Raw genomic sequence first — 16,502 nt, forward strand, 5'->3', positions numbered from 1 at the left:
TGCACCGCAGGACAGGCAAGGCGGATTTGCCGCGTATTGACGCAAAACCCAGCAAATATGAGGGGTAAGAACGGGCCGGGATCCTTCACCCGCCCGCTGCATTACATTGCAAGTGCTGGCCTGCCCGGCCCCTGCACAGGCACGTTCAGATGCGCGGCAACGGTGGCCGCCACATCCACGAAACCGATGGTGCCAAGGGGCCCCGCTCCGGCCCCGGCCCCGGCGATCAGCACCGGCACCTGTTCACGCGTGTGATCGGTCCCCGGCCAGCTGGGGTCGTTGCCGTGGTCCGCAGTCAGAATCAGAAGGTCCCCCTCCCGCAGACAGGGCAGTAGCTTGCCGATCTCGCAATCAAACCACTCCAACGCCTGCGCATAGCCGGAAATATCGCGCCGGTGACCGTATAGGCTGTCGAACTCGACAAAATTGGCAAAGGTGAGGCTCCCCTCCTCAGCGCCTGCCACCGCATCGTGCAGATGCTGCATCAGGGTCGCATCGTCGCCTTTCTTCAGCGTATCAATCCCCTGCATAGAGAAAATATCGCCAATCTTCCCAATGGCATGCACCAGCTGACCTGCGTCCTGCACCCAATTGGTCAGGATCGGCGCAGGTGGCATGATGGCATAGTCACGCCTGTTGGTGGTGCGCTGAAACCCGGCCTGCGGCGTCCCGATGAAAGGCCGTGCAATCACCCGGCCCACTTTCATCTGATGCAGATAAGGCGCCACCGCCTCGCAGAGCGCCAGCAACCGATCCAGACCGAAGGTTTCCTCATGCGCCGCGATCTGAAACACGCTGTCAGCAGAGGTATAGCAGATCGGCAAACCCGACTGCATATGCGCAGCGGCATGTTCAGCAATGATCGCGGTGCCCGATGCGTGGCAATTGCCAAGGATCGCCTCTGTTCCTGCCGCCGCGCAGACATGCGCAACCAGATGGTCCGGAAATGCCGGTGTCTGATCCGCGAAGTAACACCAGTCCCATGGCACCGGCAGCCCGGCCAGTTCCCAATGTCCTGATGGTGTGTCCTTGCCCCGACTGATCTCGCGGGCCGCACCCCAGCGCCCAGTGACCCCGGCGCCCCCAAGATCCGGGCAGGGCACAGCGGAGACCAGCGCCACCGCAGCCCCCAAGCCCAACTGATCCAGATTGGGCAGATGCAGGGGACCACTGCGCCCCTCCTCCGCCTGCCCCGCAGCGCAGGCCTGGGCGATATGGGCCAGCGTATTGGCGCCCAGGTCAGGCAGGTCGGCGTTAAAATACGCACCGGCATCCGGCGCACCGCCAATCCCGACCGAGTCCATCACCACAAGAAAGGCGCGCGGCATCATGAAATCCTTTTGTAGATCAGGGGCGGTAAGTCCGGCGCAGCGTCCGACAGTTGATAGGCCGCGCGCAGGCGTGTCTCAGCCACGTCCGCTGCCGCCTCATCCGCCGCATGAACGATCCCCAGCTGGTCGCCCACAGATAGTTTCTGGCCCAGCGGCGTCAGTTCCGACAGCCCGACCGCAGGATCCACCACATCGCTTTCGATCATGCGCCCGCCGCCCAGCTGAACCACCGCCAGACCTAGCGCTTCTCCATCAATCGCGCTGACATAGCCCGTCTTCTCCACTTTGATCCTGCGTTGCACCGGTGCGGTTGGCAGGATGGTCTGCCAGGTTTCGGCGAAATCGCTCGACCCTCCCATCGCGGCCACCATCCGGGCGAAGCGCTCAGCGACGGCTCCGCTGGCAATCGCCTTGCGGATCATCTCGGCCCCGGCCTCGGCATCCGCCGCCAGCCCGCCATGGGCCAGCAGCACACCGCCCTGCTCCGCCGTCAGCTCCGCCAATGCCCCACCTTGCCCCGACACGCCGGTCAGCACCCGCATGACCTCCGCCACCTCCAGCGCATTGCCCAAAGCGGGTGCCAGCGGCTGGTTCATATCGGTGATCAAAGCCGAGGTTCGGCACCCGGCCGCATTCGCCGTCTCAGTGAGACTGCGCGCCAGCGCCTCCGCCTCTTCCAGTGTTTTCATGAAGGCACCGGAGCCGATCTTTACATCCAGAACCAACGCATCGGTGCTGGCGGCCAGTTTCTTCGACAGGATCGACGCAGTGATGAGATCGAGACTGTCCACGGTGGCCGTCACATCGCGGATTGCATAAAGCCGCTTGTCCGCCGGGGCGATCTGCGCCGTTGCACCAACAATAGCGCAACCCACGCCCTGCATCATCGCCACCAGGTCCTGCTCGGACACTTGGATGCTGACTCCCGGAATAGCTTCCATCTTGTCGAGCGTGCCGCCGGTATGACCCAGCCCCCGCCCCGAGATCATCGGAACATAGGCCCCGCATTCCGCCAAGGCCGGTGCCAGTAGCAGCGACACACAATCGCCAACGCCGCCGGTGGAATGCTTATCAAGCACCGGTCCGTCCAGATCCCAGCGCAGCACATCGCCGCTGTCCCGCATTGCGAGTGTCAGCGCCCCGCGGGCCTCCACGCCCAATCCCTGCAGACAGACCGCCATGGCAAAGGCACCGGCCTGGGCATCGGACACCGTCCCATTGGCCAGTCCTTCAGCGAACCAGCGCAAATCTGCGTCGCTCGGGGTGTCTCCCCGGCGCAGGCTGGCAATGATTGCGCGTGCATCCATACTTCAGCTCCGCTCCATGTGATCCGCGCCAAAGGCCCCCGGAAGCAGGTCACCAATGGTGGTGGCACGCTCCAGGCCATCCGTCGTTGCAAGCGTCACCTGCACGTCGGCCGCACCGAACTCCGCCAGTTTCTGACGGCAGCCACCGCAGGGCGGGATCGGTGCCGGGCAATCGGCAATCACATAGGCAGCCTCCAGCCGCGTCTCACCGGCTGCGACCATCGCCGCAATTGCCCCCGCCTCGGCGCAGGTCCCCTCAGGGTAGGCCACATTTTCGACGTTGCAGCCAACATAGACGGTTCCGGACGCCGCTCTGATCGCCGCGCCGACCTTGAAATTGGAATAGGGCGCGTGTGCGTTTTCACGAACAGCGGTGGCAGCGTCTTTGAGGCTCATGGCGATTCCCTGATTTTTGATCATTTGGTCAGAATTGGTGACACTAGCGGATTTTCCCGAGGGAGTGAAAGTCCCCCGGTACATGCAGCGCTAGTGTATCACATCATCCGGCCCAGGCCGCCATCCGCAGATCGCGTCTCAGGCTGATGGATCACCCAATGTGGTGTTGAACACCCCGGGCAAGGTCACTTCAAGCAGTTCCACATCTGCCGAAGGCTCGCTCAACCGGGTCTTCATGCCCGGCGGAATGACAAAAGCATCGCCCTGTTCCAGTTGAAACGGCTCTCGCCCCTGCCCTTCGAGCGTCAGCGTACCATTCATCACAAAGGTGAAGTGAATATCGGTGTCATGGGCCGCCCATTGCGGCGCGCCCTCACCCCGACGCACCACCTGCACCCCGGCCACGCCCTTGGTGTTCGCGGCAATTGTGGTGTCTCGGCAGATATACCCCGGCAGGCGGAACGGCGCCCACTCGGCACCTCCTGCCTTGTTGTAGACAAACCGCTGACCCTGCCATTCGCGCTCTGGCCTCAGATGTGGTGTAGGCAACGTCATCTCATGATCGATCTCAGTCACATGTTCGGCGGGCACGCCAATTTCGATCACCTGCACATTGTCGCTGGCTTCCAGCACCCGATGACGGATCTCCGGCGGCTGAATAAAACAATCGCCCGCCCTCAGCCGCATCTTGTCCCCCTGATCCTCGTAGACGACATCAACCCAGCCATGGATGCAGAAAATCAACTGAAAGCCGACCTTGTGGAAATGCACCATATCCGGGACCGGCCCGCCATCAGGGATGCGAATGTGGCTGGCAATGATCGACCCGCCCAACCGGTCCGGCACCAGATCGCGGTAGTGCATTCCGGCACGGCCGATGATCCAGGGCGCCTGATCTTTCAGGCGCCGCACCACGAAACTGTGAACCGTCTCCGGCATCACCAGTGGCGGGTTGCGCTCCTCGATCTCGATCTTGGTGCCATTGGGTGCTGTCAGCCGACGGGCGCCTTCTGCAAACCCGTCAGGATCATCTGTCAGAATGCGAATGGTGCCGGGGGCTTCAGTCGCGCCACGTTCGATCCGCAGCCGCAGACCATGGCCGGAAAACACCCCGATCGCCGGATCATCTGCCGGATAGATGGAATCGAGTTTCATCCCAAGCGTTTTGGTAAAAAACGGGATGTCGTCCCGCAGCTCCTGCGTGGGCAATCGCAGCTCCGCAATCGTATCGGTCATTCGTCGCTCCCTTGTCGTCTTTTGAACCACAGTGAGACGAAGCGTGTTCAGGTGCAAGCACTTGCCCAGCCCCGCAGCACCACGCGTGAATAGCCTGTTTCCCTGACGTCAAAAGTCGTTTAACACTAAACTATAGTCTCTGGAGCGCCTGATGACCAAAAATCCGAAATCCGATACCCAAACCCTGCGCGACGCCGCATTGCATTACCACGCCTATCCCAACCCCGGTAAGCTGGAGATCCGCGCGACCAAGCCGATGGCAAATGGCCGGGATCTGGCGCGCGCGTATTCCCCCGGTGTTGCCGAGGCTTGCTTGGAAATCAAATCCGATCCGGCCGACGCGGCAAAATACACCTCGCGCGGCAATCTGGTTGCGGTGGTCACCAATGGCACGGCGGTTCTGGGTCTGGGCAATATCGGTGCGCTGGCCTCCAAACCCGTGATGGAGGGCAAGGCTGTCCTGTTCAAGAAATTCGCCAGTATCGACTGTTTCGATATTGAGGTGAACGAGAGCGATCCGGAAAAACTCGCCGATATCGTCTGTTCGCTGGAACCGACCTTTGGCGCCATCAATCTCGAGGACATAAAGGCGCCGGATTGCTTCATCGTGGAGAAGATCTGCCGCGAGCGGATGAACATCCCCGTTTTCCACGACGACCAGCACGGCACCGCGATTGTAGTGGGGGCTGCGGCCAAGAACGCGCTGCATGTCGCCGGAAAACGGTTCGAGGATATCAAGATTGTGTCCACCGGTGGTGGCGCTGCAGGGATTGCCTGCCTCAACATGCTGGTGAAACTGGGCGTGAGGCGTGAGAACATCTGGCTCTGCGATCTGCATGGTCTGGTTTATGAGGGCCGCACCGAGGATATGAACCCGCATAAATCGGCCTTTGCACAGAAGACCGATCTGCGCACGCTGGACGATGTGATCGGTGGTGCCGATCTGTTCCTTGGTCTGTCTGGTCCCAATGTGCTGAAGCCGGAAATGGTCGCCAAGATGACCGACCGGCCGATCATCTTCGCCCTCGCCAACCCCAACCCGGAAATCCTGCCGGATGTGGCTCGCGAGGTCTCGCCTGATGCGATCATCGCCACAGGCCGCAGCGATTTTCCCAATCAGGTCAACAATGTCCTCTGCTTCCCGTTCATTTTCCGCGGGGCGTTGGATGTAGGCGCGACGGAGATCAACGACGAGATGCAGATCGCCTGCGTCGAGGGCATCGCCGAAATGGCGCGCATGACCACCTCTGCCGAAGCCGCCGCCGCCTATCAGGGGGAACAGCTGACCTTTGGCGCGGACTACCTCATCCCTAAACCATTCGATCCGCGTCTTGTCGGGGTGGTATCGTCCGCCGTGGCCAAGGCCGCGATGGAGAGTGGCGTCGCACAGCGCCCTATAGACGATCTTGCAGCCTATCGGGCGAAACTAAATCAGACCGTGTTCAAATCCGCTCTGTTGATGAAACCCGTATTTGAGGCTGCAAAGGCCGCAGCAAGGCGTATCGTCTTTACCGAGGGCGAGGATGAGCGCGTGTTGCGCACCGCCCAGGGCATTCTGGAAGAAACCACCGAAACCCCGATCCTCATCGGTCGCCCGGAGGTCATAGAAACCCGCTGCGAACGGCTGGGCCTGCGCATTCGTCCCGGTACCGATTTTCAGATCGTGAACCCAGAAAACGATCCGCGCTATTACGACTATTGGACCAGCTATCACCGCGTCATGCAGCGCGAAGGCGTGACACCCGATCTGGCCAAGGCGATCATGCGGACCAACACCACCGCAATTGGCGCCATCATGGTCCATCGCGGCGAGGCCGACAGCATGATCTGCGGTACCTTTGGTGAGTATCGCTGGCATATGAACTATGTGAACCAAGTCCTTGGCGGTGGCACCTATGAGCCTCACGGTGCGTTGTCGCTGGTGATCCTTGAAGACGGGCCCCTGTTCATCGGTGATACCCATGTGCGGATTGAACCCACCCCCGAACAGATTGCCCAGACCGTTATCGGTGCTGCGCGCCATGTCCGCCGTTTCGGTCTAGAGCCGAAAATTGCGCTTTGTTCGCAATCCCAGTTCGGCAACACCCGTTGCGATTCCGGTGCTCGCCTACGCGCGGCGATCGGCATCCTTGATGAGACCCCGCGTGATTTCATCTACGAAGGCGAGATGAACATCGACACCGCGCTGGACCCCGAACTGCGCGCCCGCATTTTCCCGAATTCACGGCTGGAGGGTGAAGCCAATGTGCTGATCTTTGCCCATGCCGATGCCGCCAGTGGCGTACGCAATATCCTGAAAATGCGCGCCGGCGGGCTGGAGGTCGGTCCAATCCTGATGGGTATGGGCAACCGGGCGCATATCGTCTCCCCGTCGATCACCGCGCGCGGGCTGCTGAACATGGCCGCAATCGCAGGGACACCCGTCACCCATTACAGCTGACCCGTCACGGGAACCGTCACCAACGCCCCAGCGACCACAGGCAATCCGCATAGAATCAGCGCGCCTGTGGTCCTCACTCCCCCGGCGACCTTGGCGAGTGCTTGCCGCGCAACTTTGCAAACCTGCCACCATCTTGCTGTAAATTCCGCGAACAAGCCTTGTTTGCAAAACTTTGCAACATCATGTTGGCAAAAAATGCAAATTTCTTGCGCCAATCTGACGCGACGTCGCGCAGCACGCTTGCCCGGTGGCGATCCATGCGCCTAACTCACTGCCAAGGATGAGTGAGGAGGAACCGCATGTCGTATTCAGAGGTCTATGAAGGCTGGAAGGCCAATCCGGAACAATTCTGGATGGAGGCAGCTGAGGCGATCAGCTGGGACAGTGCGCCAACCAAGGCGCTGACCGACAAGGGGGACGGGCTCTATGAATGGTTCGCCGACGCGCGCGTAAACACCTGCTATAATGCCGTCGACCGTCATGTTAAAGCAGGTCGGGGCGAGCAAACCGCGATCATCTATGACAGCCCGATCACCCACACCAAACGCGAAATCTCTTACGTCGAGCTACGGAACCGGGTCGCCACCCTCGCCGGCGCCTTGCGCGCCAAAGGTATCAAGAAGGGCGACCGCGTCATCATCTATATGCCAATGATCCCCGAGGCGCTGGAGGCAATGCTGGCCTGCGCCCGTCTGGGGGCTGTACACTCTGTGGTCTTTGGTGGTTTTGCGGCCAATGAACTCGCCGTGCGCATTGATGACGCCACGCCCAAGGCGATCATCGCCGCCTCCTGCGGGTTGGAGCCCGGTCGTACCGTACATTACAAACCACTTCTGGACGGCGCCATCGACCTTGCCACCCACAAGCCCGACTTCTGTGTGATTTTCCAGCGCGAACAGGAAGTCGCCGAATTGATCGAAGGCCGCGACGTCAATTGGCACGGCTTCCAATACGGTGTGGAACCAGCCGAATGTGTCCCGGTTGAGGGCAACCACCCCGCCTATATCCTCTATACCTCCGGCACCACTGGTCAGCCCAAGGGCGTGATCCGCCACACCGCCGGTCAGCTGGTGGCGCTGAACTGGACCATGAAGAACATCTACAATGTCGATCCCGGCGATGTGTTCTGGGCTGCCTCCGATGTGGGCTGGGTCGTGGGTCACAGCTACATTTGCTACGGGCCGCTCATCCATGGCAACACCACCATCGTGTTTGAGGGCAAGCCCATCGGCACGCCGGATGCCGGCACGTTCTGGCGGGTGATTTCCGAGCATAAGGTCAAAAGTTTTTTCACCGCCCCCACCGCATTCAGGGCAGTAAAGCGGGAAGATCCCAAGGGCGAATTCGTCAAGAAATACGACCTCAGCTGCCTCAAACAGGTCTATCTGGCTGGTGAGCGCGCGGACCCAGACACCATCACCTGGGCGCAAGAACAGCTGAAAGTTCCAGTGATTGACCACTGGTGGCAGACCGAGACCGGCTGGTCGATTGCCGCGAACCCGCTGGGGATCGAGGAACTGCCGACAAAGCTCGGATCCCCCGCCGTGCCAATGCCCGGTTACACCGTTGATATCCTCGACGAAGGTGGTCACCCTGTTGCCCCGGGCGAGCTGGGCGCGATTGCTGTAAAATTGCCCCTGCCCCCCGGCACCTTGCCCACGCTGTGGAATGCCGAGGACCGCTTCAAGAAGAGTTATCTCACCACCTTCCCCGGCTATTACGAGACCGGCGATGCCGGCATGAAGGATGAGGACGGCTATCTCTACATCATGGCACGCACTGATGACGTGATCAATGTTGCGGGCCACCGCCTGTCCACCGGCGCAATGGAGGAGGTTCTGGCAGGACATCCCGACGTGGCAGAATGCGCCGTTATCGGTGTCAGCGACAGCCTTAAGGGGCAGGCCCCTGTTGGCTTCCTCTGCCTCAATGCCGGTTGCGACACCCCACATGAGGATGTGGTTGCCCAGGTGGTCAAACTGGTGCGCGAGAAAATCGGACCCGTCGCGGCCTTTAAACTGGCCTGCGTTGTGGACCGACTGCCGAAAACCCGCTCTGGCAAGATCCTGCGGGGCACCATGGTGAACATTGCCGATGGCACCGATTGGAAGATGCCCGCAACCATCGATGATCCGGCCATTCTGGATGAGATCACCACGGCATTGCAGGGGCTTGGCTACGCGAAGTAGCGCGCATCCCGCCGCGCTAGGCGCCACCTTTGTTCTGATACCGAACAACTGCCGGAAACCTTAACAGGTTTTCGGCCTTTTGCCGTGCGGTTTCCCTTGCAACTCAGATGCCCCCGCCTACCCTGCCAGCAAGGAGGCATCTATATGACACAGAGCGACATCTGGCGATTGAGCGCAACAGAGCTTAGCCGACGTACCACAGCGGGCGACCTTACAGCGGAGGCGGCGGTCGCAGCCTCGCTCACCCGAATGACTGCGGTGAACCCCGATCTGAATGCGGTGGTTGAGGATCTGAGCAGCGAAGCCCTTGGTCGCGCGCAACAGCTGGACAAAGCACGCGCAAGCGGCGCGCCCTGTGGCCCGCTGCACGGCGTCCCTGTCACGATCAAGATCAACGTCGATCAGGCAGGTCATGCGACCTCCAATGGGGTCAGCGCGCTGAAGGATCTGATCGCAGCGGACGATGCCCCCGTGGTGAAGAACCTGCAGGACGCAGGCGCAGTGGTGATCGGGCGCACCAACACACCTGAATTTTCCTTCCGCGCCGATACCGACAATCCGCTGCATGGCCGCACACATAACCCCTGGGGGCGCCATATCTCGCCCGGCGGCTCCTCAGGTGGGGCCGGAGCTGCTGTGATGGCCGGAATTGGCGCCCTGGCCCATGGCAATGATATCGGCGGCTCGCTGCGCTTCCCGGCCGCCGCCAATGGTGCAGTAACAGTAAAACCCGGCCTTGGCCGTGTGCCCGCCTGGAACCCAAGCCAATCAGCGGAACGGGGCATTCTCGCGCAGAACATGTCTGTTCAGGGGCTGCTCACCCGAACGGCTCAGGATTTGCATCTGTCCATGCCCAGCCTGATTGCGCCAGATCCACGCGATCCGTTCCATGTGCCTTTGCCTTGGCATGGTGCATCGCCGGACGGCCCGATCCGCGTAGCCTTTTCCAAGGAGACCTACGGCTATGATCTGCACCCGGAAGTCGACGCCGCGCTGGAGGATGCGCGCGCGGCGTTGAGTGATGCGGGATACCTGGTTGAGGAAACGGTGCTGCCGGATGTCTTTGACGCGGGCCGCACCGGCTATCGCGCCCTGATGGGGGAGGTCTATGCCCTGATGAAGGGCGACGTTGACGCAGCTGGTTCACAGACCGTTCGCGATATTTTTGCGGTGTATTTTGAGGAGTTCCCGCCTTTCGCCGGGGTGGAACTCTTGCAGATGATGGCCAAGCGCACACAGTACGCGCGGGACTGGTCACTGTTCATGCAGCGCTATCCGCTGGTGCTGACCCCTTTCCTGCCGCAGCCCTTCTTCAGACCGGATCGCGACACCGAAGGTGCTGCGGGTGTTCATGAGGTGCTGGGCTGCGCGGTCTATTCCTATGCGATGAATTTTCTGGGCCTGCCCGCCGCCTCGGTACCAAGCCGCCTTGCCGAGTTGCCATCCGGGCCGCAACCGATCAATGTCCAGATCGCAGCCCCCCGGTGGCGCGAGGACATGGCAGTGGACGCCTGTCTCGCAATCGAGGATCGGATTGGCCGCATGTGCGACCAGCTGTGGCAACGAATGTCGATTGCAAACGGGTGACATAAAGAAATCCGGGGCTCGGTATGCGCCGACCCCCGGATATTCCGATACCACCGGATACTCGTTCACGAAAATCATCACACGAAGGATGCGGGACCATCGCCCCGGCGTTTCCCGCCTTCGAGGACCCAAACGCGCGCAGATGAAGATCACCGCACAGTCCGGCAAACGCAAAAGTTTAGGTGCTTAAATAAGGGGCCGATGGCCATCCCGGTAGATCGCTGCGTCCCTTAGTGGGATCGCTATGCCCTTTGGCTGTCACCGCTGGCATCGGCCTATTGTAGAGTTCGATTATCGCACAAAATAGCGAGTTTTGCATTCACAAACACGTGATACAACCTATGAGGCATCACTCTATCTCAGGTGAACTGCTCGGATATCAGCCGTTCTTCGAGCCCATGGCCGGGATCGAACAGGATCTTGTGGCGGATCTTGGTTTGGGTTGCGATTTCCACCCAATGAATATTGGCAAAGGAGACAGAATCCGCATCAGCCATCACCGGTCGCTTCTCCGGCTCCAGTACGTCAAACCGCACGATTGCATTGCTGGGCAGCAACGCCCCACGCCAGCGGCGCGGGCGGAACGCTGCAATAGCGGTCAGGGCCAGTACATCGGATCCGATCGGCAGGATCGGACCATGGGCGGAATAGTTGTAGGCGGTGGACCCCGCAGGCGTTGAGACCAGCGCCCCATCACAGACCAGTTCCGCCATGCGTTGCCGCCCGTCGACGGAGATTTTCAGCTTCGCCGCCTGCGGTCCCGCCCGCAGCAGGGATACCTCGTTGATCGCCAGCGCCCGATGCGATCGCCCCTCGCCATCCATGGCAACCATCGACAGAGGGTTGATGATTTCCTCCTCAGCAGCCTGCAGCCGCGCCAGCAACCCGCTTGCACTATATTCATTCATCAGAAAGCCGATGGTCCCACGATTCATGCCGTAGACCGGCGCGGGCAAATCAATCGTTTCATGCAATGTATCCAGCATGAAGCCATCGCCCCCCAAGGCGACGATCACATCCGCCTCTTCCCTGGGCACATTGCCGTATCGTCTCACCATTTCGGTTTGTGCTGACTGCGCCACCGGAGCCCGGCTGGCCAGAAAGGCGATTCTCATGGTCATCAAATCTGTTTCCGGTGTTACGCAATTCGTTCCGAAACAATCACAGCTTTCCCAAGATTGCCAGTCTTGCCGCTCTCAGCGAGGAATTCGTCGTATTCCGGGCTTTCAGGGCTGCGATGTTTCCGATAGGAAATCTCTCAAATGGAACGCCAACTCATGGAGCCAGCATCATGACCGTGACCACCTCCCGCGACCCCGGTTTTTTCACCCAATCCCTCGCCGAGCGCGATCCGGAGCTGTACGGCTCTATCACGGATGAGCTCGGTCGTCAGCGCGACGAGATCGAGTTGATCGCATCGGAAAACATCGTCTCCGCCGCCGTGATGGAAGCGCAGGGCACTGTTCTGACCAACAAATACGCCGAAGGCTACCCGGGCCGTCGCTACTATGGCGGCTGCCAATACGTTGATGTTGCTGAGAACCTCGCCATTGACCGCGCCAAACAACTGTTTGGCTGTGAGTTCGCCAACGTGCAGCCCAACTCCGGCTCGCAGGCGAACCAAGGTGTGTTCCAGGCGTTGATCCAGCCCGGCGACACCATCCTCGGCATGGATCTGGCCTCCGGCGGTCACCTCACTCACGGTGCGCGCCCCAACCAGTCCGGCAAATGGTTCAACGCGGTTCACTACGGTGTGCGTGAAGAAGACTGCCTGATTGACTATGATCAGGTCGAGGCCCTCGCGGTTGAGCATCAGCCCAAGCTGATCATCGCCGGTGGCTCCGCCATTCCGCGCGTCATCGACTTTGCCCGCTTCCGCGAAATCGCCGATAAGGTAGGCGCCTATCTGCATGTCGACATGGCGCATTTCGCCGGTCTGGTCGCTGCGGGTGAGCACCCCTCGCCCTTCCCGCATGCCCATGTTGCCACCACCACCACGCATAAAACTCTGCGCGGTCCGCGCGGCGGCATGATCCTGACCAATGATGCCGATATCGCAAAGAAAGTGAACTCCGCGATCTTCCCCGGTATCCAGGGTGGCCCGTTGATGCATGTGATTGCAGCCAAGGCCGTCGCTTTCGGTGAAGCACTGCGTCCTGAGTTCAAAGACTACCAGAAGCAGGTGCGCGCCAATGCCGTGGCACTCTCGGATCAGCTGATCAAGGGCGGTCTCGACATCGTCACCGGTGGCACCGACACCCATGTAATGCTGGTCGATCTGCGCCCCAAAGGCGTGACCGGCAATATCGTGGACAAGGCTCTGGGCCGCGCCCATATCACCACCAACAAGAACGGCATCCCGTTCGACCCGGAAAAGCCGACCGTTACCTCGGGCATCCGTCTGGGCACCCCCGCAGGCACCACCCGTGGCTTTGGCGAAGCTGAATTCCGCGAAATCGCGGATCTGATCATCGAAGTTGTCGACGGTCTGGCCGCCAATGGCGAAGACGGTAATGCCACTGTTGAGGCATCTGTGCGCGAGAAAGTGGCCGCCCTCTGCGCCCGCTTCCCGCTCTACCCGAACCACTAAGCCAGTCGGTCAAAACAAAAAACCGCCGCGTGCTTATCGCACGCGGCGGTTTTCTTTTGTGCGATCCGGATCTACCAGATCAGAGCGGCTTGGTCTCAGCCAGCGCCTCTTCCAGCATTTTCTCATTGCGCGCTTCTTCGATACGACGGATGCGATCTTCGCTGGAACGGATGTCAAAGCGGTATTTCACAACGTTGATCAGGCTCAGTGTCAGGAGCATGATGCCCATGCCCCAGAACCCTTTGGTCGCCAGCGGCACCTCAGTCGAAAGCCAGAGCGAGATGCCCAGCATCCCGTAAGCCACAGCCACACCGGCCACGTTGAGGGTGATGATCAGGTTGTTGTCGTTGCGTGCATTGGTCATTGGGTCTCTCCCGATTGGTCGTCTTGATTTTTCAAATACTTAAGAAAGCTGCGCCAGTTTACGGGCGCTCGCGAAGTGTCAATTTTTTGGTGCCAGCCGCGCCAGAACATCAGCAGCAGTACTGCGTGTCGGGGCGCCGAACCCGGCATCCGCCAGATCATCTGCCACCGTGCCATGGCTCAGCCCGGTTTCGATGTCCTTCAAGATTTCGCTATGCTCAAACGGGTCCTCAGCAGACATCACACGATTGATCAGCGCCTCAGCCTCGCCCAGCGTGTCGCCGGATGCTTCGCCCCGCGCCATGCCGATATGCGCGCCTTGTGCCTTCCGGGTGGCCCTTGCTGCAACTGCGCCCTGTTTCAGATCCATCAGACGGCGATGACAGGATTCTACGGACTGGCGCAGCTGCAGGCTGCGCTGCTCCAGCATGTCGACCGTGCGGCGGCGCATTGCCTGCTCGTTTTCCAACTCCGCAATGGCCGTGGCAGCGGCCTGCGCCAGATCCTGACGATCATCCGCAAGAGCCGCGCGGGCCCGCTCCGTCAGATCGCCGATCCGCGTGGTGACCGCCCCAAGTTGACGGGTTTCCATACGGGATTTCTGGATCAAACCGGCCAGCGCCTGTTTGGCGCGGGTCAGATCTGCCTCACCGGCGCGGATCTTCTGGTCGATCAACTCAATCGCATAAGTGTCGCTCAACCGCTCCTCAGCGCGGGCATCAATGCCCCGGATCAAAGTCTTAATCGTTGCAAACATGGCTTCCTCCAAATCGTGAACAGTGTTCATAAATTTGGTATAAGGAAATATTGAACGTCGTTCAAGGATTATTTTGAACGATGTTCAGGAAATCATGTAAGGCGTGACAATACCTCGGAAATCATCCGCTCAATTTGGTCCACCGGCACGCCAGAGATGCGGTTCTCCAACCCGAGAAGCACGATTCCATGCACGGCCGAGAACAAAGCCCGCACCATGAGCACCAGATCCTCGGGTGTTTTGTGGGGAAAAATCTCCGCAACCGGCGCCGCAATATTTGAAAACAGATCCTCCAGCGCGGCGCGGTACCAATCAGGAACCGCCTCCTCCTCCGCCTGCACATCGAACAAGGCGCGCCACAGCCGGGTATTCTCTGCCGCGAATCCCAGATACGCATTGCTCATCAGGATCAACCGTTCGGTCGGCGTCGCAGCTTCCGCCCCGTTGAGAGACTGCTGCACAGCCTGCCCCAGAGCCTGAAAGGTTTGCCCGTTCACCGCCATCACAATGGCATTCATATCGTCAAACGCGTTGTAAATAGCGCCCACAGCGCAACCCGCGTCCATCGCAAGATCGCGTGCCCGCAGTGCCCCTGCCCCGTCACGGCGAATACGGATCTCAGCCGCTGCCACAAGTTTTTCACGCAACTCTTGCTTGCGGTTTTCCGCCTTGCTTGCCATCTGCTCTGCCCTTCAGTCTTGAACCATGTTCAAGATACCGGGCCGTGCCCGCAAGGGAAAGGGGTGTCACACCTTAAACAAATCCCCGCCAGCGCAGCACCACCACGAGCAATATCGCAACCACGATCATCGAAAAGGCCATTGTGGCGACGATGTCCAGCAGACGTCCGCGACGCCGATCCGCCAGGTCAATGGATTTCAGGTGCTTGATCACCTCACGTGCCGCGCGCTGCAACGGGTCCTGCTCAACTGTCAGCCGCAGTTTCGGATGCGCCAGAAAATGCTGCGCTTCGGCAAGCCGCATGCCCTGTCGATAGATCCGGCGCGGCAACCGGCGTCGCGCGTGTTTCAGTGCCGACGCAAGATCGCCGCCAACCTGTTCTCGGTCTTTCAACAGGTCCTGAACCTGTTCGATATCGCTGAGAAGGGGATTTGCCATGGACGGTCCGGGATCTGAAAAACTAGCGGCACTTTAGCGGCGCTTCGCGGTACGCTCAATGCCCAGCCAGAGATATAAGAAACAACAGCAATCCCCCGCGCAAAGGGACTGGCGAGTGAACGATCCCGGCGCTATCACGGGGATATGCTGAACACGATCCGCCATGGCGCCCCGACCGACAAGCCCACCTTGATGATCGCGCATGGGCTTTATGGCTCTGCCCGAAACTGGGGCGCTATTGCCAAACGGCTTTGCGATGATCGCGAGGTGATCGCGATCGATATGCGCAACCATGGCAACAGCCCTTGGACCGAAACCCACAGCTACCACGATATGGCCGATGATCTGGCGGAGGTGATCGCAGCCCATGGCGGGCCCGTTGATATGATTGGCCACTCTATGGGCGGCAAGGCGGCAATGACGCTGGCACTCAACCACCCCCAGGCGCTGCGCCGCCTGCTGGTCGCGGATATCGCGCCAGTGGCCTACCAGCACAGCCAGATCCAATACATCCATGCCATGCGTCAGGTTGATCTCGCGAAAGTCGAACGCCGCTCCGACGCTGAAGCACAGCTGGCCGACCTCGGCGTCGAAAAAGCACTACAGAGTTTCTTCACGCAGTCCCTTGATCTGCCCAAGAAACGCTGGCGCCTGAACCTGGACACCCTGGAACGCGACATGCCCCACATCATGGGTTTTCCCGAGACCGACGCGCAATGGGATGGCAGCACGCTGTTTCTGTCCGGCGCTGCCTCGGATTATGTCCTGCCGGAGCATCGCCCCCTGATCAAGGCACGGTTCAGCCAGTCACATTTTGCCAAACTTCCCGATTGCGGCCATTGGCTCCACGCCGAAAATCCGCGCGCCTTTGTTGCGACAGCCCGCAGCTTCTTTGACGCCTGAACGGGGCGCCGCCGCCCGGGACGCGCATGGTCATCCCTGATAAAGCCGTCGCGCCACCAGATAGGACACCGGAAGCCCTGCCACCGCGCCAACAGCGGCCGCCATCAGAATAGCCGGAACAGAGACATGCCCGGCCACCAGAACCGCGATCACAGCGGCCCCGGCAAGGCTGCTGCCGATCAGGGAATAGAGGATGGATGCTAGGCGGATCATGGCGGTCACTCCGGTCATAGGTTGGCAACATTAGGGTATCTGCCACCATAAATCATGGTGTCGGAAGGCCG

At 60.3% G+C, this 16,502-nt stretch carries 16 protein-coding genes; 5 read left to right on the forward strand and 11 right to left on the reverse strand.

Going from position 1 to position 16,502, the window contains the following annotated elements:
- Positions 1-101: 101 nt before the first annotated feature.
- From INHI_RS0109865 to INHI_RS0109880, 4 genes are read right to left on the reverse strand one after another with little or no spacing between them, the layout of a single operon-like run.
- Complete coding sequence (locus INHI_RS0109865) at positions 102-1,328, reverse strand: phosphopentomutase (protein ID WP_027247545.1); 1,227 nt, start codon at positions 1,326-1,328, stop codon at positions 102-104.
- On the reverse strand, positions 1,328-2,638 hold the full coding sequence (locus INHI_RS0109870; RefSeq protein ID WP_027247546.1) for a thymidine phosphorylase: 1,311 nt from the start codon (positions 2,636-2,638) through the stop codon (positions 1,328-1,330). The genes INHI_RS0109865 and INHI_RS0109870 overlap by 1 nt, the downstream gene beginning before the upstream one ends.
- A gap of 3 nt (positions 2,639-2,641) precedes the next feature.
- Positions 2,642-3,118 carry a cytidine deaminase gene (locus INHI_RS0109875; RefSeq protein ID WP_302621417.1) on the reverse strand — a complete coding sequence of 159 codons (477 nt, stop codon included), beginning with the start codon at positions 3,116-3,118 and terminating at the stop codon, positions 2,642-2,644.
- Positions 3,119-3,172: 54 nt separating this feature from the next.
- Positions 3,173-4,270, reverse strand: a complete 1,098-nt coding sequence (locus INHI_RS0109880) for a cupin domain-containing protein (RefSeq protein WP_027247547.1) — start codon at positions 4,268-4,270, stop codon at positions 3,173-3,175.
- Between the two features lie 151 nt (positions 4,271-4,421).
- Between INHI_RS0109880 and INHI_RS0109885 the strand changes: the two genes are divergently transcribed.
- Positions 4,422-6,710 carry an NADP-dependent malic enzyme gene (locus INHI_RS0109885; protein ID WP_014879707.1) on the forward strand — a complete coding sequence of 763 codons (2,289 nt, stop codon included), beginning with the start codon at positions 4,422-4,424 and terminating at the stop codon, positions 6,708-6,710.
- A 73-nt stretch (positions 6,711-6,783) separates the two neighbouring features.
- Here the strand turns inward: INHI_RS0109885 and INHI_RS21070 are convergent, their stop codons facing one another.
- Entirely contained in the window at positions 6,784-6,969 is a 186-nt protein-coding gene (locus tag INHI_RS21070) for a hypothetical protein (protein ID WP_118144167.1), read from the reverse strand.
- A gap of 40 nt (positions 6,970-7,009) precedes the next feature.
- On the opposite strand from INHI_RS21070, the gene prpE reads away from it, so the two are divergent.
- Together prpE and INHI_RS0109895 are read left to right on the forward strand one after the other, a co-directional pair.
- Entirely contained in the window at positions 7,010-8,899 is a 1,890-nt protein-coding gene (gene prpE, locus INHI_RS0109890) for a propionate-CoA ligase PrpE (RefSeq protein WP_027247548.1), read from the forward strand.
- Positions 8,900-9,043: 144 nt separating this feature from the next.
- Positions 9,044-10,486 carry an amidase family protein gene (locus INHI_RS0109895; RefSeq protein ID WP_014879705.1) on the forward strand — a complete coding sequence of 481 codons (1,443 nt, stop codon included), beginning with the start codon at positions 9,044-9,046 and terminating at the stop codon, positions 10,484-10,486.
- A 359-nt stretch (positions 10,487-10,845) separates the two neighbouring features.
- Here INHI_RS0109895 and INHI_RS0109900 read toward each other — a convergent pair whose 3' ends face one another.
- Positions 10,846-11,607: an NAD kinase gene (locus INHI_RS0109900; protein ID WP_014879704.1), complete on the reverse strand. Its 762-nt coding sequence runs from the start codon at positions 11,605-11,607 to the stop codon at positions 10,846-10,848.
- A 170-nt stretch (positions 11,608-11,777) separates the two neighbouring features.
- Between INHI_RS0109900 and glyA the strand changes: the two genes are divergently transcribed.
- Entirely contained in the window at positions 11,778-13,076 is a 1,299-nt protein-coding gene (gene glyA / locus INHI_RS0109905; protein ID WP_027247549.1) for a serine hydroxymethyltransferase, read from the forward strand.
- Between the two features lie 79 nt (positions 13,077-13,155).
- Here the strand turns inward: glyA and INHI_RS0109910 are convergent, their stop codons facing one another.
- The 4 genes from INHI_RS0109910 to INHI_RS0109925 all read right to left on the reverse strand — a co-directional run bounded on the left by INHI_RS0109910 (position 13,156) and on the right by INHI_RS0109925 (position 15,315).
- Positions 13,156-13,440, reverse strand: coding sequence for a YiaA/YiaB family inner membrane protein (locus tag INHI_RS0109910; RefSeq protein ID WP_014874314.1), 285 nt, complete (start codon positions 13,438-13,440; stop codon positions 13,156-13,158).
- Positions 13,441-13,518: 78 nt separating this feature from the next.
- A complete protein-coding gene (locus INHI_RS0109915) occupies positions 13,519-14,196 on the reverse strand; it encodes a PspA/IM30 family protein (protein ID WP_014879702.1) in 678 nt (225 codons plus the stop codon).
- A 92-nt stretch (positions 14,197-14,288) separates the two neighbouring features.
- Complete coding sequence (locus INHI_RS0109920; RefSeq protein WP_014879701.1) at positions 14,289-14,876, reverse strand: TetR/AcrR family transcriptional regulator; 588 nt, start codon at positions 14,874-14,876, stop codon at positions 14,289-14,291.
- Between the two features lie 73 nt (positions 14,877-14,949).
- Positions 14,950-15,315: a hypothetical protein gene (locus tag INHI_RS0109925; RefSeq protein WP_014879700.1), complete on the reverse strand. Its 366-nt coding sequence runs from the start codon at positions 15,313-15,315 to the stop codon at positions 14,950-14,952.
- A 144-nt stretch (positions 15,316-15,459) separates the two neighbouring features.
- On the opposite strand from INHI_RS0109925, the gene INHI_RS0109930 reads away from it, so the two are divergent.
- The gene (locus INHI_RS0109930) at positions 15,460-16,218 is read left to right on the forward strand and encodes an alpha/beta fold hydrolase (protein ID WP_014879699.1); all 759 of its coding nucleotides are present in this window, start codon (positions 15,460-15,462) and stop codon (positions 16,216-16,218) included.
- A gap of 30 nt (positions 16,219-16,248) precedes the next feature.
- On the opposite strand, the gene INHI_RS0109935 is transcribed toward INHI_RS0109930, so the two are convergent.
- Positions 16,249-16,431 carry a hypothetical protein gene (locus tag INHI_RS0109935; protein WP_014874309.1) on the reverse strand — a complete coding sequence of 61 codons (183 nt, stop codon included), beginning with the start codon at positions 16,429-16,431 and terminating at the stop codon, positions 16,249-16,251.
- Positions 16,432-16,502 lie beyond the last annotated feature (71 nt).

The organism is Phaeobacter inhibens DSM 16374, assembly GCF_000473105.1.
Lineage (GTDB): Bacteria > Pseudomonadota > Alphaproteobacteria > Rhodobacterales > Rhodobacteraceae > Phaeobacter > Phaeobacter inhibens.

What these genes read in the sequence shown, in the direction of transcription:
- INHI_RS0109865 (WP_027247545.1), bottom strand. Translation starts at nt 1,328, where the DNA reads ATGCCGCGCGCCTTTCTTGTGGTGATGGACTCGGTCGGGATTGGCGGT.
- INHI_RS0109870 (WP_027247546.1), bottom strand. Translation starts at nt 2,638, where the DNA reads ATGGATGCACGCGCAATCATTGCCAGCCTGCGCCGGGGAGACACCCCG.
- INHI_RS0109875 (WP_302621417.1), bottom strand. Translation starts at nt 3,118, where the DNA reads ATGTACCGGGGGACTTTCACTCCCTCGGGAAAATCCGCTAGTGTCACC.
- INHI_RS0109880 (WP_027247547.1), bottom strand. Translation starts at nt 4,270, where the DNA reads ATGACCGATACGATTGCGGAGCTGCGATTGCCCACGCAGGAGCTGCGG.
- INHI_RS0109885 (WP_014879707.1), top strand. Translation starts at nt 4,422, where the DNA reads ATGACCAAAAATCCGAAATCCGATACCCAAACCCTGCGCGACGCCGCA.
- INHI_RS21070 (WP_118144167.1), bottom strand. Translation starts at nt 6,969, where the DNA reads ATGGATCGCCACCGGGCAAGCGTGCTGCGCGACGTCGCGTCAGATTGG.
- prpE (WP_027247548.1), top strand. Translation starts at nt 7,010, where the DNA reads ATGTCGTATTCAGAGGTCTATGAAGGCTGGAAGGCCAATCCGGAACAA.
- INHI_RS0109895 (WP_014879705.1), top strand. Translation starts at nt 9,044, where the DNA reads ATGACACAGAGCGACATCTGGCGATTGAGCGCAACAGAGCTTAGCCGA.
- INHI_RS0109900 (WP_014879704.1), bottom strand. Translation starts at nt 11,607, where the DNA reads ATGACCATGAGAATCGCCTTTCTGGCCAGCCGGGCTCCGGTGGCGCAG.
- glyA (WP_027247549.1), top strand. Translation starts at nt 11,778, where the DNA reads ATGACCGTGACCACCTCCCGCGACCCCGGTTTTTTCACCCAATCCCTC.
- INHI_RS0109910 (WP_014874314.1), bottom strand. Translation starts at nt 13,440, where the DNA reads ATGACCAATGCACGCAACGACAACAACCTGATCATCACCCTCAACGTG.
- INHI_RS0109915 (WP_014879702.1), bottom strand. Translation starts at nt 14,196, where the DNA reads ATGTTTGCAACGATTAAGACTTTGATCCGGGGCATTGATGCCCGCGCT.
- INHI_RS0109920 (WP_014879701.1), bottom strand. Translation starts at nt 14,876, where the DNA reads ATGGCAAGCAAGGCGGAAAACCGCAAGCAAGAGTTGCGTGAAAAACTT.
- INHI_RS0109925 (WP_014879700.1), bottom strand. Translation starts at nt 15,315, where the DNA reads ATGGCAAATCCCCTTCTCAGCGATATCGAACAGGTTCAGGACCTGTTG.
- INHI_RS0109930 (WP_014879699.1), top strand. Translation starts at nt 15,460, where the DNA reads ATGCTGAACACGATCCGCCATGGCGCCCCGACCGACAAGCCCACCTTG.
- INHI_RS0109935 (WP_014874309.1), bottom strand. Translation starts at nt 16,431, where the DNA reads ATGATCCGCCTAGCATCCATCCTCTATTCCCTGATCGGCAGCAGCCTT.